This is a genomic window from Candidatus Protochlamydia phocaeensis (genome assembly GCF_001545115.1).
GTDB classification, from domain to species: domain Bacteria; phylum Chlamydiota; class Chlamydiia; order Chlamydiales; family Parachlamydiaceae; genus Protochlamydia_A; species Protochlamydia_A phocaeensis.
The window spans coordinates 295631-311425 of the sequence record NZ_FCNU01000032.1 but is presented as its reverse complement, the minus strand read 5'-3'; the positions used below and the strand labels follow the sequence as shown (position 1 = coordinate 311425).

Genomic DNA, 15795 nt, shown 5'->3' with positions numbered 1-15795 from the left:
CCTTATGCGAAAGAATAAGGGAGTCCCTTATTCTTTCGACAGAGGTCAGAGCCGGCTGAATTCCTTGAGAAATTGTTCGCCCAGCCCTTCTAAAATGGGTGCATACGTAGGCCCGCCCAATAAGTGATCGGCTGGCCAGCAGGGGAAGGCGAAGAAGCTTCCGTGGAATTGGACATTGGAATTGGGATCGAGAAAATTGCGGATATGTCCTAAGGGTTCGAGGAAGACACTGCTTACGCCGTCATTGACACAGACCATGTTGGTGACTTTTTGGAAGCCTTCATTGCGTATCAGGGTGGCAGATCCAAACGTGATGACGCGGATCAAGCGTTGCTCTTCTGGAGTAAGTAGCGCGCGTGCGCGGTCCGTTTCCGATCCGCCCAAGCTGTGAGCGTAGTGAATGATGGTTCCTCCGCCATCGACTCCACCCATCTCTTGGATAAGGCTGCGCCATTGGGCGGCAAGCAGATGGGCGTGGATGGAGCGGAAGCCGAGATAAAAAGCCATTTTGATCAACATGGCCCGCGAAATATCCCATGTCCATCCTTCTGTTGGACGGAAAATATAATGCACCTTGACCCCTCCGTGCGAACGCGAGATTAAGTTAAGATTCTCCAGCATTCCTTCGCGTGTGGTTAGGATGCCATTGATAAAGGTCACGCGCACTTTGTCATTGATCTCTTTTTGACCATAGACGCCGACCTCCGTCTTCTCATATGAGTGTCCCATGAGCAGATAGGTCGCTTCTCCGAACAGGGTTTTGCCAATGCGTTCAAAGGCCGTTGCGATTAGCTCGGGGAGCTTAAGCTCGGAGGTCAGCCTGACTTTAAAAATATGGGCTGACGTCTGAAGATAGCGAAAACATTCAAAAAAGTAAGAGACGGTGGTATCCCAAATATCGCTAATGGAAAAAAGTCCGTAAGGGTCGTAGCAATTGACGCTGTCATTTCTCACAAAGGCATAAAGGTTGGGCGTATCATAGAAAAAAAGAGGATCGGGGGAAATCCACCTGCCTGTCTCCGGAGCATAGTAGCGCTTGCCGAATAGAATCAGTCCTGTCTCCTCATCGATGCGCTTGCTGCTAAATCTCCACGGGTTTCCAATAAGAGAACCCTCTTGAATCTGGGCATGTTTGTCAAAAACCTGCTCTTGTCCGAAAGCGGAATAGCGGTAAAATTCTGCGACTTGGCCTGTCTCTGCTTCCAATAAGCAGCGGACAGAGCCTTGATGGTCATGAATGGGGGCGAAAACTTTTCCTTCAATCTCTAGAGCAATGGCGGCGCTCAATTCAGCGCCTTTTCCTACTCCAAGCACGCGCAATTCGGTCAAATCGAAGGAGTCATTCATTTTACCGATTTCTTTTTGTCCGTCATGGATAAAGTAATCTGTTTTTACGAGCTTCCAGACAGAATTTTTCGCATCTTTGCAATACAATTTTTGCTCAATGCGCCGGTCGAAGGCGTCGTAGAGATATTGAATGGCTGAGTCGTCTTTCGTGACGCGGACGAGGCGATTGAGAGCATCGTATTGGTAGGCTGTCTTACCCTTTTCATCCTGTTTTTCAATTAAATTACCATTTAGATCGTAGCTTAAATGCAAATGCGGTGTTTGCACAAGCTGATTGAGCGTATCGACTGTCCATTCTTGATCTCCTTCGGCTAAGCGATTATAGAGCGAATCATAGGCATAGTGTTGAGAAAAAGGTCCTTCTTCTTCAGTGAGCTGGTTGTCATCTCCGTAGGTATAGGCATAGTGGGTCGTTCCTTCCGGATCTTGGATGGAGAGGGATAAGATGCGCCCATTGGAGTCTAAGCAATCTATTGTTTCAGTCCAGCTTGGCGAGCGGATCGATAATAAGCGTCCTTGTTCATCATAGCCATAAGAGAGAATTCCCGCTTGATCAATCAAGCGGCTTTCGGACATGCGTCCGGACAAGTCATACGAATAACTATGCCGGTAGCTGAAGTCCATTCCTTCTCTTTCAATTGTCTCTAGAAATAAACCTGCATAGCGATAGGCGATATGGGACTGATCGGGAAGTGTCAAGCGAGTGCGTCGGCCGGAGCGGTCGTATTGATTGGCGATGCGGATCGATGGTGCGAGCGTCTCTTCCATTAATTCATTAAAGGCATTGTAGCGCCGCGTTTGCTGCAGGCCTTGGGTCAATTCGTCAATTTGAATCAGACGTTGAAAGGCATCGTAGCTATATTGATAGGCAAAAGAGCCATCGCTTGCGCTAAAAGATGAAACAAGGTCGTTGCTCCCATAGGTATAAGTTAAAGCTGTCCCATCAGGCTTAATAATGCCGGTTATTTGCCCTTTTTCATTATACATGTAGCGCGTTGTTTTCTGATCAGGCGAACCAAAAGCTTCATGAATGGCAGTGAGACGGTTGAGGTCGTCATAAGCCCATTTGATGATATACGTGCGAAGAGGCTGTCCTTGATAGATGGCCATGTGGCGTTCTAGGACCTTTTGTCCACTCGCATCATAGCGGATTTGCTTTTCGCTAATTTTTTCTCCTAAAGGGCTCAATTTGATACAACTTTCTAGGCGTTGAAGGGCATCATAAGTTCTCAATTCCTTGATCCCACGGCTGTCCACAATTTCTTCGCATTTGACAAACTGACCCAGCTGGTTGCAGACCGTTAGCTCTTGCGAGAAAAAGGCATTTTCGACGGTTGGGCCTTTGTGATCGAGACTGCGTTGTACGTTTCCTTGAGAATCTTCCAGACTGATCGCCTTTGTCTCTTGCCAGCCATCTTTTTCTTCTTTCTTGCATATGAAGTCTTCTTCTCCGGGGCCAAACCATTCGCGTGTTTGGATTTTTTGCCCGCAGGCATCATAGACCCATTCCAGCCTTTTTGTTCCTTCATTCGTTTCGTAAAGCGAGCCGATCTTACGTCCTGCGCCGTCATAGGTAAGATGGATGGTAAAGCTTCGCCCATCAGTGACTGTCGATAGCTGGGAGCCTTCATAGGAATAAAGAAGCTCGCGGAGCAGCCGGCCTGTACTAGAGAGTTCTTGCATGCGAATCGTGCGCCCTAAATCATCCCTTTCCCAAATAGAATGGAGGCCGTTGGAAGCGGTTTTCTCCTTTAATTCGCCATCGAGAAAATAATGGTATGTTTCGCGCGACCCATCCGCATAGATGACTTCGATCGGCTTTCCCCTCGCATTGTAAGAAGTGGCCGTTGAGCGGCCTTGAGCGTCCTGCATTCGCACGACTTGGTCGCATATATTGTATTCCTGGCGCAGAATAGGCCGAATGGGCGTGTCATTTTCATCTAAGACATAAGGAAAGCGCGTTTCGATCAAACGACCAAAATGATCATAGGTATATTCCGTTTCATTGCCATAAGCATCGATGGAAGCAAGGCATTGATTAAAAGCGTCGAAGCGGTTCTGCGAAGGCTCTTCTGGGGCAAGAGCCACTTCCCCTCGGCTATCGACAGTTGCCAGCAGCCGTCCCTCTTCATCGTAATTCATATGGACATAATAACGCAGGGCTTCATTGGCATCGTAGAAATCTTGTTGAACTAAAGAGCCTTGAGGCGAATAGGTATAGGCTGTCCGCTCGAGCAAAACTTCTTGTCCGGTTTGCAGATCTAAATAGCGATTTTCTGTTAAGAGGGGCTGCCCATATGCCAGTCCTTTTTGACAGGCTTGGATATGCATGATTTGGCGATTCGTCACACCCGTTAAATCATCGATTGTCTGGCCTTGGCCGTCATCGACAACTGTACGGCTTAACAGGCCTTGATCATCATAGAGATAGAATGTGCGCGAAAGCAAGCGCTTGGTATTTCCTCTTAGTTTGGCGATGCATTGCTTGGTCAGGGGATGATAATGATAAGTCGTCGCCATCCCGTTGTCTTCTCTTTGACTGGTAATAAGCGTTGGATCATTTGCCGCATAGCGATAGACCGTGCTATAGGTCTCAATGCCATTGAGTGCTGGAAGGCCGTCTTCTTGAATGAGAAGAGGAGAAGAACAAGTTCCGGATAAATTTCCGGCTAGCATTTCTTTGACGACCTGGCCTTGATCATTATAGATAAAAGCATAGCAAAGAATGGCATGCCCTTGGCCATCTTCCAATACACGGCTGCTTAAGAGGGAATGGGGTGAGGCAGGTTTCCAAAAAATTTTTTCAGAACGATAGAGGGCATATGTTCCGTTTGGCTGCCGTTCATGATGCTCGATTGCTTGAATGAGATTGGACTTGGTGTAGCGATAAACTGTTTTGCGTTGCCGAGCGTCGATCACTTCGGTTGCTTGCGGCGCATAAAAAAAGTAGAACGCTTCTTGACTGTTTGCCTCTTTTTGCGATTTTATTCTTCCAATCCGAAAATCGCCTTGCCCCAATTGAACGGAGCGCTCTCCCACCTGATTTTTTCCAGCTTTGTAATACTCGCAGATTATCCCCGACGGAGAGACATTGTCTAATTTTCCAGTTATAACGTTGACAGAATTGACGAAAGGCGTTGGAACAACTACAGAAGAATCGGCATTTATAAAACTAATAAATAAACAAGCACTACAAAGAACAAATCGAATAATTTTATAAAACATAATCAATCTAATTGTTATTTAGGAGATAAGATTATAGAAGGGGTATATTTGTCTTGCAACGTTCCTTTTTAGAATGTATTTTTTTCAAATTTCAAAAAAATGCCCAAAATACTTTCTAAAGTAATTTTTATACTAAAAATGTCTTAATAAATGAAATGTATCAAATGCTTTATTTTAGTGTGTTTAAAATAACTAATAAAATTCATTGTGGGTTTATCAATATAGTTTTTTAGAGAGCGTATTAAAAACTGCTAGAAGCTGTCCTAAAATCGCTAATGACCTAGGTTTGAGTTCTTTTCCCTAGGAGCCGATAGGATAGAGCGGCAATATTCACTTACTATTGCCCGCTCTATCCTATCGACTGTTAGGAAGAAAATAATCTCGAGTATAGGCTATTATGAGTTTTAATACATCCTCTTAAGCATTTTATTAACCTGAGTGTAGCGTTTTTTTGCCCTTTGGAGTGATGTGAAAGCTCTTGCAGATGAAAAATGGCAAGACGGTCCCAATTTTTAATATTGGCTGCCTTGCCATTTGTTCATCTCCGCAGCTTTGACGCAGTCGAAAGAGCAAAGAAACGCCACACTCAGGCTATTAGGGAAGGATCAAAAAGGCATAGACTATGAATATTGTGATCATTGGAGCGGGAAACATCGGCCTTTATATTGCCTCTTTGTTATCTAAACAAAAGCACAATGTGATTTTGATCGATAAAAATGGGGCCAAACTAGAAGAATTGTCTTGGCAGATGGATGTGGCCATTAGGGAGGGATCGGGAACAGACTGGCAGCTTCTCGATGATTTATTGGAGATCAAGCCCGATCTTTTTTTGGCTTTAACAAGTGAGGATGAAGTTAATCTGGTCTCTTGCTCGCTAGCCAAGCATTTAGGCTATCCACGCACGATTGCGCGGGTGAAGGATAATCGTTTTCTCAATCGCATGCGTTTGGATTTTGCCCGTCTTTTCAATGTCGATTATTTCATTGGGCCGGAGCTTCTCGTGGCTTATGATATTTATAAACATATTATTAGTCCTGATTTATTGGCTTTTGAAAATTTTGCCCATGGCGATGTGCAAATGCGCACAATCCGGGTTCCGCCGGATTGGGGACTCTATCATAAAAAGCTTTCGGAGCTGCGCCTGCCCAAAGGAATGATGATCGGATTAATTTACCGCTTTGACATAAGCGGTGGGGCGGGCGCAGAGCCGCAAATCATTTTTCCCCATGGAACAGACCATATTTTTCCGGGAGATGAAGTGACGTTCATTGGTGAGCGCGAACAGATGGCTTCGATCCACCGCTTTTTTGGCCTTTCTATTAAGAAAGTGGACAGCGCCGTTATTGTCGGAGGGTCGTTGGTCGGGCTCAATTTAGCCAAAATTTTGCAGGAGCATCAAATTCACGTGCGCTTGATTGATCATGATCAACGCAAGTGCTTGAAACTAGCGGAAGAGCTGCCCCATTGCCATATTATTCATCAAGATGGAACGGATTTGGATTTCCTTTTGTCAGAGAAAGTGAGCCAGTCCGATTATTTTGTCATGTGCACGCAAAGCGATGAAGTGAATGTGCTCGGAGGCTTGGTTGCTAAAGAGGCGGGTTGCGAGAAAGTGGCGATTGTTTTGTCCAATAATCGTTTTGTTCCGCTGGTCAACCGTCTAGGTTTTGTGCATATTGTCTCTCCTAAGCTAGCGGTTGCCAACCGGATCATTTCGCTTGCCACCTCCAAGGCTGTCATGTCTTTGGTTTCCCTCTATGAAAATGAAGCGGAAATTTTAGAGATTACCGTGTCCTTGAATTCAAAGATTATTGGAGTGCCATTGGCGGAAATTGGCCCGCAATTGCCTAAAGATTTCTTGATTGCCATGATTCAAAACAGGGGACGCATCTCCATTGCGAAAGGCGACAGCATTATTTGCCCTGGAGACACGGTGATCGTTGTGTCGAATCCTAGGCATTTTCAAGATCTGGAAAAATTCTTTTAATACGCTCTTAAGGAAAGCCGACTGTGTTCTATCGCGAAATTTTTAGGATTCTAAGTTCTTACTTGCTTCTCTATACAGGCATTTTGGCTGTTCCATTTGCCCTGGCACTTTATTATCAATTTGGCTTAGATCCTGCCTTGCACCCGCAGCCGCATGCGACGTGGGCTTTTGCGTATACCATGCTGATCTGCTTATTTTTAGCCGGCTTATGCACAAAAGTATCGAGCAAAACTAAAGGCACGCTTTATAGGCGCGAGTCTTTGGCAACAGCTGTCATCATCTGGATAGTGACTCCTTTAATTGGCGGGTTGCCTTTTCTTTTCTCCGGCACACTGGAGCGCTTTGATCAGGCCTTTTTTGAAGCGGCATCCGGTTTTACAACCACTGGAGCGACTGTCTTAGAAGCTAAGCAATACGACCAGAAAGGGGAAGAGACGCCTATTCGGCGCACCTATTGCGGCATGCAAGAGACAACATATGTCTTCTACGGAAACATTGCTCCCGTGGTCAATCCACTTACAGGCGAGCGTTTAGAGGGGATTGAGGCTGTTGGGAAGGCTCTTCTTTTTTGGCGCAGCCTCATGCAGTGGTTGGGAGGAATGGGCATTCTGGTCTTATTCGTCGCCTTTTTGCCTGAGCTGGGCGTAAATGGCAAATTCCTTTTTCAGACTGAATCCCCGGGTCCGATTAAGGAAACGCTCACTCCGCGCATTACGGAAACGGCCTTTCAACTTTGGAAAATTTATGTCGGGCTGACAATTATTCAAATTTTACTGCTGTTGACGCTCGATGTCCGCATGCCTTTGCTAGATGCGGTGACCCTTTCTTTTTCTACCCTTTCAACAGGCGGATTCAGCATTCACAACGATAATATCGCTTATTATCACAGCGCGGCTGTGGAATGGATCGTTCTAGCTTTTATGATTTTGGGAAGCCTCAACTTCTCCTTTTATTACTATATCCTAAAAGGAAAATTCTATCGCTTATTTGAGCCTGAATTTGGCTTATATTTGAGCCTGCTCCTTCTTTTGGGGGGATTTGTCACCTGGAATTTGGTCGGGCAGCCCATCATTGCGCTTTCAGGAGAGAATAGGGGGACTTATTCTTTTTGCGAAGCTTTGAGAATCGGCTTTTTTCAACTTGTCTCAGCCCAAACGTCTTCTGGATTCTTTACCACCGATTACGATAATTGGCCTTATTCCATTTTGACTATAACTCTGATTGTCATGTATTTAGGAGGGATGGCCGGTTCAACTTCCGGTGGAATTAAAATTGTCCGTTTCTATATGCTTTATGAAATTATTAAAGCCAAGATCGAAGCCATTTTCAGGCCGAAGACCATCCGCATCGTCCGTTTAGGGCAGCGTGAGATCGACAATGGAGCAGCCATTTCCGTCCTATGCTTCTTTGCCTTGGCAATTGCCTTTTCAGTCATTGGCACGTTTTGCTATATTGTCGATGGAATTGATCCCGAAACGGCCCTGGGGTTGACTGCTTGCATGATCAATAATACGGGAATCGCATTCCGAGCTGCGGGGCCGCTAAGCACATTGGCGTTTCTGTCGCCTTTTGCCACTTATTGGTCGATTTTTATGATGATTTTAGGCCGCTTAGAGTTTTATGCTGTGCTGGCCCTTTTGATACCCGCTTTTTGGAAGGAAAATGGATGAAAGATTTATATTGCGTGCGCATTGACAATTCCCTGTCATTAGAAGAGGCTTGGGAAGCTTTTGAACAAGCGGGTATTGAAATGGCTTATGGATCGGATGAGGAAGGGCATGTCGATCTCTATCTTTATTTATCTTCCGGGCAAAGCCTGCCCCCTTATTCTTGGATTCAAACTATTCAAAGTTTGGCTCTTCCTGCCATCGATTGGGATGCCCAATGGGCCGCCCATGGACAAGACTTTCGCGATGGTTTTGTCCATGTCTCCTTCGAGCATTATTCTAGACAAGCAAAGTCCATTCGCTTGCAGCCTGGGCCGGGTTTTGGAGATTTGTCCCATCCGACTACCCGTCTGGTATTGGAGCTCATGGCGCGCTTGCTTAAAGATCAGCCGGTAATCGATATAGGCTGCGGCAGCGGAATCCTGTCTTTAGCAGCTGCAGCGATGGGAGCTCCTGCCGTCCATGGCATCGATATTGATCCAGCTGCAATTGAGCATTCCAAGCAAAATGCCCTTCTCAATCATTTAGAAAATCAATGCCATTTCAGCTTGCCCGAGGGCTTCTCTATCCCTTCTCATCAAGACTTATTGATCGTCATGAATATGATTTTATCCGAACAGCAAGACGCATGGGCGTCTCTTCCTAGCCTTCATGCTGCGCAAGGAATTTGTCTGACCTCTGGAATTCGAATAGAAGAACATCAAACGTATTTAGAGCTGGCCGCCCGTTGGGGATGGGAGCTGAAAGAAGAAATAGAAAAAGACGGTTGGTTGGGCTTTTGCTTTTCTCTAAAAGGTTTGCACTTAAGGGAAGAATAAGAGGATCCCCTTAACTTAGAAGCCTTTTGTTTGCCTATTTTAAGATTATATTCAATAAAATATAATGAATTGAATTAAATCAATTTGCTTGCTATGGTTTTTATGATCTTAGGTGGTTACAATGCTTATTCCGATTAATTACTCCAATGTTGCTCGTTCTTTAGCACTTAATCAATTCGCTAGCCCTTTATTACAGCATGCCTATTCGGATCAAATTCGCCGCATCAAAGAAGTCGCCCTCTCCTTTTTCTCTAAATGTTATGATATCTTTCGCAACATTGAGACTTCTTCCAATCAAATTAATGTGAAAACTTTGGCAATGATTAGTTGCTTGTCTCTTATTGCCATTCTCGTCATCTCCATTTTGCGCCGCCGCGATTCGCGGTTTGTTCCTCCTCCTACCCCGCGCCCCTCTATTAATGCTTAAGACTGCTGAATTTAAACCCCTTTCCCTATGAGAAAGGAATTCGAATAGGAATACGCTGGTTAATTGGCGATCGCAAAAGAGCGAAGCAATTCAACAAGAGCCTTCATCCATTATCGCGCTGGTATTAAGCAATCTTACGGATCCAAGTTTTGGTTGGGCAAGGACTCTTTACTTGCCAAGATGAGTTGAGAACGAGAATACGCGGAATCAATGATCACTTTAACCCAGCCTTGGATTTTAAAGACGGCTTTTATTTGCTTATCCTTAGCGATTTGCTGCGCTCCCTTTGCCAGCTGGTTAAACTCATCTAAAATCAATTGCTGAATATTTTTTATCTTAGCCGGAAAATCATTTTGCTTTGAGAATTCGCAAATGCGAAAAGCCGAATTTTTATTTGGCTCCCAGTTGCAAGCCTGGACTAAAAATTCTAGTGGATAGAGTCCATTTTGTGGTCCTGGAGCACATATATCGTGAATCGGCCGCTTTTTTTCTATCTCGGCATTTAACCAAACTGTGTTGGCGTCATGCCCATCTAAAGCATGTATGCTGCCTTGTTCATCGACCCATAGCTGCATCCAATAGCCTCCCACTCTTCCTTCTGAGGACATCATACAATTGGAAAGGTGCAAGCGCACCTTCTGGACTTCTGCCTGAATCTGTTTTTTAAGCGGAGGGACAAGCAGCGGATCGGTAGCGACCGCTTGCCAGTCTTGGCAAACGAGTTTAGCCGCTTCAAGATCTGTCTCATCGAGATAGGAAAATATTTCAAAAAGCATCTCTTGAGGAAAATAAACGGCTTGATCAGAGATAGAAGGGGGGACTGCTTCCTCCTGAACAAGTAAAGGAGCTTCTTGCGAATGTTCCGTCTCCATTGGCGGCAGTTGGGAATTCGGTAAAATATTATCTCTTTCATCAAGAGAAGAAGATATTTTAAAAAGTCTCTCTGGAGGAAAATAAACGGCTTGATCAGAGATAGAAGGGGGGACTGCTTCCTCTTGAACAGGTAAAGGAGTTTCTTGCGAATGTTCCGTCTCCATTGGCGGCAGTTGAGAATTCGGTAAAATATTTACTGAATTCTCTGTCTGTTGAGGCAGTTCAGCATGTCCTTTTCTCGTTTGTAGATATTGAAGAGCGAGATAGGCAATCGTATTGATAATAGGCAAACACAGAAGAATTCCCACAGCTAAATGAGTAATGCGTCGGCTTAAATTAAGAGCTACGGCCTGCTGCGTCTCTTGATGGGCAAACCGCTGCTCGGCAATTGGACGAATCGGATCGGATGAACAAGCGAATCGAATATTAGCTGCTCCTTCCTTGAATAAAAAACGCATATTCAGAGCAGGCCACTGCGTATTAGAAGGAAGTTGATAAAAGCCAATCGCCATAAAGCAATCCTATTTAAATTTAAATAAGAAATAATAACAATTAAATATTTATTTTTTATTAAGATTTTTAAATTATAATTTATTAATTAAGATTTAATCTGCTATAGCGGCTTTATTTTTTAATCGATAAAGATTTATAAGATATGAAAGGAAATGGATACAGTGCTCCCGCAAATGACAGGACCGCCTCCATTTGATTAAGGAAGAGAGTATGTTAAAAAGAGCACCTAGCCTGATTAGCTAGGTGCATTAAAATTCGAACTCGAAGTCTAAAAGCGCTTGGATCATTGCTTATATAAGGCCCAGGATTTTGAGCAGAATAATGACTCCCAGGGGAACGCCTAGTATCCATAGCAAGGCCATTCTTCCAATTCCCATATATAATCCTCCTCTTTAATTAAGTTATTCAAGGCATGCCGCCAATAGTCCTATATTCGAATTCGGATATGGGCTAATGGACGACACATCCTAGAGAGATCTGTTTAAATCTTCATTAAATTTATGAACGAAAAGACCCTCTATTTTTTGCCCGCGTCTATTTCTAAACAATTACCCATCATATCTTTTATTATACCTTAAATAATTTTTTATAAATATTGAATGCTGTTTTCAAGCAAAAGCAATTAAATGGCATAGGCAAGCGAGAATGGAAAATAATACCAAAGGAAAAAAGTTCATGCCTGCCTATCCGTGGCATAAAGACGCAAGATAAGCAGGCATCGGAAGGGCTAATTAGAGGGGGGGGGCATTTTACTGGAGCGTATTTTGCTTTGCAATCTGTACCTTTGCAATCTGCACTAAGCTCAACACGACTTTTCGGAAAAATTCCTCCTGCCCGATATCAGAAATAATGATGCGGCAGGATGCAGCGTCGTGCTCGAATCTTTTAGGGAAAGGATCCATTTCCTCTACCATTTTTTGCCAAACGGTTGGATAGTTTTCCTCGGAAACAAAAATGACTCCATCAATTTTGCCGCTTTTTTTTCTTTTATAAGCATGAGCGGAGGGGAGGGAAAGAGAGGACAATAAGCGATTGAGATAATTTAAGTTTTTATTTTCTTCATTAAGAGGACTGCTTAAATCGAGCTCATCTTTTTCCAGATCTTCCTTCACCAAGCTGATTATATCAAATTTTTTTAAGTGCAGGTTTGTTCGCTCATCGGCGGAGGACAAATGATCGGGAAGGCAGTGTTGATACTGACTGTCTGTTAAAGGATGAGAATGGACTAGGACTTTGGTCACATCCGAGAGCTTGCCTTTACAGATGTCAATGTGATTGCCTCCAAATAAGCCGATAAATTTTTCATGAGAGGTTAATAGCCTTCTATTGGCTAAAATATTCTTAACAATATCAGTATTATTTTGAAGACGTTTCATTATAATTCTCTGGCTTTCTTTTGAGTCTCCCGCTAAATTTTCGCCAGTATAAATATTTTTATCGCTGTCAACGGCTAATACTCTTATGCCTGCTTGATGGGCCGCTTCGATCAATTGCCTGAGGCCTGTTTGAGCCGTCTCATCTTTGAAATGCTGAATGATTTTATCCATGAAAATCGGCTCTTGCCGCTTAGAATGCATTTGAAGGATCTCTGAAAATGCCTCTTTAGCTATCTCTAAATATAAGTGGGCAACGCCTGCTTGTTTAAAACCCGTCATGGACTGGGCAAGGATTTGATAAGAGCCGATATGATGATGGTTATGAAAAAAGAATATTCCTGAATTTGCCTCTTCAACCAGTTGGGCGAAAGGCGTACTTTCGGAAAAAGATACTGCTTTATTCATTTATAATTTCCTGTTTTTAAATAAAATGTTAATAATTTTTTTATTTTATCTCTTTAAATAAATAGGGATGATTGACAGATGAAAATCATCGATCTGCCTTTATAGCGTGTAAAATTTATCTTATCCTTGAGAAACGAGCGGGCGGTTGGAATTAAATAAACGGTTAGCAATAAACTGAACAAGAGAGATGAGGCGAGCTTTAATTCCCCCGATCCACTCGCAAAAAAGGACTTTCCAATCGCGAATCCTGTTGACTGCAGGGGGCGCTAATAAGAGATTGCGAAAGCCGATGGCTTGAACGACGGCATCGATTTCTTGATCCGATAGCTGGCGGCTATGCGGATCTTGGCATTCATCATCCAGCACAAGGCATTGCGTTTGGTTATCTCTGCCTTGGATAGCTTGATAAAGGCTGGCTTCCTTTGGGATCACAGGATCGTTTAAATGGCAGACCACGCATTTTCTTCCTTGAATGCGAGGCCAAGCCGCTTCTGTATCAAATTCCCAATTAGTCGATGTTAAAGCGAGCCTTGTGGCATTGCGGCCCAGTGTATTAAAAACCGATCTTGCTAAATTATTGGCAGGCAAAGCGCCTCGTACGAAGTTTTCAGCCGCCAAAGATAGTTTCGCAAATGAACGCTTGTTGACGACATGGATGCCAGGCCGGCTCACTGCCGTTAAAGCGGAGGGGCCTCCACCCAAGGAATGCCCATGAACGGCAATTTTTTGGCGAGGAACACCTAAATGGCGTTCCAAATAATCGACAAGCGCTTCACCGGCTTTTACCATTTTCTCTTTTGCCGCTTCGCCTTCACTGTGGGCAACGCCTGGATAATTAAAAGAGACGACGTTGATGCCTCTTTTCGTATATTTATCCACTAAATAACTATACCAATAATGATAGGCCCCTTGGCCGACAAAGAGGATAACCGTTTCGCCCGCTCTGTCCACTTTTTGATGCGTATGAGAATCGAGACCTGAAAAATAAAAGGCTTCTAACGCGCCTGCATCCACGCGTACATCTTCAATTCGCTCTCCTTCAAAATCGGCAACCATTTGTGCGGCTTCATGTTCGTGCCGGCTAATTTCCTCTTGCGAAAGAAGTCTTCTTTGATTAGGAACAATAAATTGACCAATATTTTGGCCAGGATGTAATAAAGAGAAAATCATGCTAATTGAATCGTTAGTTATTTAATGGTTATGAAATTCTAATAAATTAATTAAAAATTTTCAAAGAAAATGTTAAGAGAAAATAAAGAAGCTAGTATTGATAAGTTTTAATTTAAGAGAGGATGAATATGACCACATTTTTAAATAGGGAAAGTCCTTACCCCATTCTTCCCCTTATTCTATCGCGGGTATCCTATCGTGCTTTTGGCGAAGAGCGTTTAACAGAAGAAGAATTGATGGCTTTGTTCGAAGCCGCTCGCTGGGCGCCTTCTTCTTATAATAATCAGCCTTGGCGCTTTGTATACGGTAGAAGGGGAGAAAAAGAATGGGACATCCTATTTAATGTTCTCATCGAATTCAATAAGAGTTGGTGTAACAAGGCAGATACGCTCATTGCCGTTGTCTCGCACAATTTGTTTGAGCATAACAATAAGCCGGCCCGAACCTCTCACTTTGATGCGGGCTCTGCTTGGATGAGCCTGGCCTTGGAAGCGCATGCGAGAAATATCATTGCGCATGCCATGGAAGGATTTGACTATGAGGCTTTGAAAAAAAGCCTGTCTATTCCCGATACTTTCACTGTTGAGGCCATGATTGCCATTGGAAAGCCGGGAAATACAGACAGCCTTCCAGAAGAGCTGAGGAAAAGAGAGGTGCCTTCGACTCGCAAGCCTTTAAATGAAATAATTGCAAAGGGGGCTTTCCCTTTTAGCTGATTCTGCATCAAGCGTCCCTCAAAGCTCTTCTCATTAAAAGGCAAATCGATTAAAACGGCTATCCTTTGTTCATAAAAAGGTAGCCGTCATGCCCGTTTTTGTCTTTATTGATCTTGTCCTGAATGTCTTTGTGCGTCTCTACAAACAAGGCAAGTTAGCCTTTCAAAGGAGCGGGATTTTTCCCATAGGCTTCTGCTTAGCAGGTTTAGCCTATCTATCCAGCTGCACGCCTTCCCTTCCGGACGGCTGCTTTTATGGAATAGAAGAATTTATAGAGGACTCCTGCCGAATTCAGCAAGGCAAGCTAGCCATTTTGCAAATGGAAGAAAAAGACGAGGGATTAGAAGAGGGGATCATGGAGGTTTGCGAAGAGCAGATTATAGACGGCGATGTCTTGACCGTTGCATTCTTCCATCCCAAAAGGCAAGACCGCGTCAATGCATTGGAGGCCATCAATCAGCAAATGGGGTTTTGCGTTTGCGAAGGCTGCATTCGTTTACCGGAGCTTGACCAGGTAGAAGTGGCCGGTTTGACTCTGCAAGAGGCAAAAGAAAAAATACAAGGAATGTGCCGCGCGCAAATGTCGGACATGCAAGTGTTTATCAGCTATAAAAAGCGCCGTGAAAGACGGGTAGAGATCGTCGGGGCAGCTAAAGAGCATGTGATCGACGTCGATGGTAAAATGCGCCTCTATGAAGTATTGGCCAAAGCGCAGCTGACGCCGAAAGCCAATTTATTTAAAAGCTACGTTTTGCGAGAGGACCGCCTTCTTCCCGTCGACCTGTACAAATTATTGAACCAAGGGGACATGACCCAAAATATCGTCATGCAAGGCGGCGATAGGATCTTCATTGCGGATCGAGGCGATGCGACCGTGGCTATGATGGGAGAGGTGGGCAGAGCGGAATTGGTTGCCCTGCCTTATGGGTTTATTTCCTTAAAAGAGGCGATCGTCTCCGCCAATGGCATTCCCTTTACGGGAGATGAGCGGTGCATTCAGGTCATTCGCGGGAACTTGACTCATCCTAAGATTTACGTTCTGTCCTGGAACTGCATTCGGCATATTCCCAATGATCAGCTGCTCTTGATGCCGGGCGATACAGTCTATGTGTCCGAAAGGCCCCTTACGCAATGGAACCGCTTTATCAGCCAGCTGCAGCCCAGTATGTTGGGTCTACAAACGGGATATGGCTGCTACATCATTTACAGCAATTAGTTTCTTTTTCCGGGCTTGTATGAATTATACTTAACGTCTATTATCCGGAAAAAGG

General features: G+C 44.2%; 10 protein-coding genes. 6 read left to right on the top strand and 4 right to left on the bottom strand.

Annotated elements, in window-relative coordinates:
• Positions 1–45 precede the first annotated feature (45 nt).
• Positions 46–4572 (bottom strand): RHS repeat-associated core domain-containing protein, encoded by a 4527-nt coding sequence (locus tag BN3769_RS13890; RefSeq protein ID WP_068471428.1) that lies wholly within the window; start codon positions 4570–4572, stop codon positions 46–48.
• Between the two features lie 622 nt (positions 4573–5194).
• On the opposite strand from BN3769_RS13890, the gene trkA reads away from it, so the two are divergent.
• The 4 genes from trkA (at position 5195) to BN3769_RS13870 (ending at position 9471) form a co-directional block, all read left to right on the top strand.
• Positions 5195–6559, top strand: a complete 1365-nt coding sequence (gene trkA / locus BN3769_RS13885; protein ID WP_068471427.1) for a Trk system potassium transporter TrkA — start codon at positions 5195–5197, stop codon at positions 6557–6559.
• A gap of 23 nt (positions 6560–6582) precedes the next feature.
• A complete protein-coding gene (locus tag BN3769_RS13880; protein ID WP_068471426.1) occupies positions 6583–8229 on the top strand; it encodes a TrkH family potassium uptake protein in 1647 nt (548 codons plus the stop codon).
• Positions 8226–9044, top strand: coding sequence for a 50S ribosomal protein L11 methyltransferase (locus tag BN3769_RS13875; protein WP_068471425.1), 819 nt, complete (start codon positions 8226–8228; stop codon positions 9042–9044). Before BN3769_RS13880 ends, BN3769_RS13875 begins: the two co-directional genes overlap by 4 nt.
• A gap of 121 nt (positions 9045–9165) precedes the next feature.
• Positions 9166–9471: a hypothetical protein gene (locus tag BN3769_RS13870; RefSeq protein WP_068471424.1), complete on the top strand. Its 306-nt coding sequence runs from the start codon at positions 9166–9168 to the stop codon at positions 9469–9471.
• Positions 9472–9605: 134 nt separating this feature from the next.
• On the opposite strand, the gene BN3769_RS13865 is transcribed toward BN3769_RS13870, so the two are convergent.
• From BN3769_RS13865 to BN3769_RS13855, 3 genes are all read right to left on the bottom strand, one after another.
• Positions 9606–10856 carry an F-box protein gene (locus BN3769_RS13865; RefSeq protein WP_068471423.1) on the bottom strand — a complete coding sequence of 417 codons (1251 nt, stop codon included), beginning with the start codon at positions 10854–10856 and terminating at the stop codon, positions 9606–9608.
• 750 nt (positions 10857–11606) lie between these two features.
• Positions 11607–12638 carry a TraB/GumN family protein gene (locus tag BN3769_RS13860; protein ID WP_068471422.1) on the bottom strand — a complete coding sequence of 344 codons (1032 nt, stop codon included), beginning with the start codon at positions 12636–12638 and terminating at the stop codon, positions 11607–11609.
• Between the two features lie 120 nt (positions 12639–12758).
• Positions 12759–13808: an alpha/beta hydrolase family protein gene (locus BN3769_RS13855; protein WP_068471421.1), complete on the bottom strand. Its 1050-nt coding sequence runs from the start codon at positions 13806–13808 to the stop codon at positions 12759–12761.
• A 128-nt stretch (positions 13809–13936) separates the two neighbouring features.
• Here BN3769_RS13855 and BN3769_RS13850 point away from each other — a divergent pair, with 128 nt between their 5' ends.
• Both BN3769_RS13850 and BN3769_RS13845 read left to right on the top strand, forming a co-directional pair.
• Positions 13937–14524: a nitroreductase family protein gene (locus tag BN3769_RS13850; protein WP_068471515.1), complete on the top strand. Its 588-nt coding sequence runs from the start codon at positions 13937–13939 to the stop codon at positions 14522–14524.
• 88 nt (positions 14525–14612) lie between these two features.
• Positions 14613–15740, top strand: coding sequence for a polysaccharide biosynthesis/export family protein (locus tag BN3769_RS13845; protein WP_154017938.1), 1128 nt, complete (start codon positions 14613–14615; stop codon positions 15738–15740).
• The last annotated feature ends 55 nt before the right edge of the window (positions 15741–15795 follow it).

Excerpts from the sequence above, each read along its gene's own strand:
- BN3769_RS13890 (WP_068471428.1), bottom strand. The coding sequence starts at position 4,572 with ATGTTTTATAAAATTATTCGATTTGTTCTTTGTAGTGCTTGTTTATTT.
- trkA (WP_068471427.1), top strand. The coding sequence starts at position 5,195 with ATGAATATTGTGATCATTGGAGCGGGAAACATCGGCCTTTATATTGCC.
- BN3769_RS13875 (WP_068471425.1), top strand. The coding sequence starts at position 8,226 with ATGAAAGATTTATATTGCGTGCGCATTGACAATTCCCTGTCATTAGAA.
- BN3769_RS13870 (WP_068471424.1), top strand. The coding sequence starts at position 9,166 with ATGCTTATTCCGATTAATTACTCCAATGTTGCTCGTTCTTTAGCACTT.
- BN3769_RS13865 (WP_068471423.1), bottom strand. The coding sequence starts at position 10,856 with ATGGCGATTGGCTTTTATCAACTTCCTTCTAATACGCAGTGGCCTGCT.
- BN3769_RS13860 (WP_068471422.1), bottom strand. The coding sequence starts at position 12,638 with ATGAATAAAGCAGTATCTTTTTCCGAAAGTACGCCTTTCGCCCAACTG.
- BN3769_RS13855 (WP_068471421.1), bottom strand. The coding sequence starts at position 13,808 with ATGATTTTCTCTTTATTACATCCTGGCCAAAATATTGGTCAATTTATT.
- BN3769_RS13850 (WP_068471515.1), top strand. The coding sequence starts at position 13,937 with ATGACCACATTTTTAAATAGGGAAAGTCCTTACCCCATTCTTCCCCTT.
- BN3769_RS13845 (WP_154017938.1), top strand. The coding sequence starts at position 14,613 with ATGCCCGTTTTTGTCTTTATTGATCTTGTCCTGAATGTCTTTGTGCGT.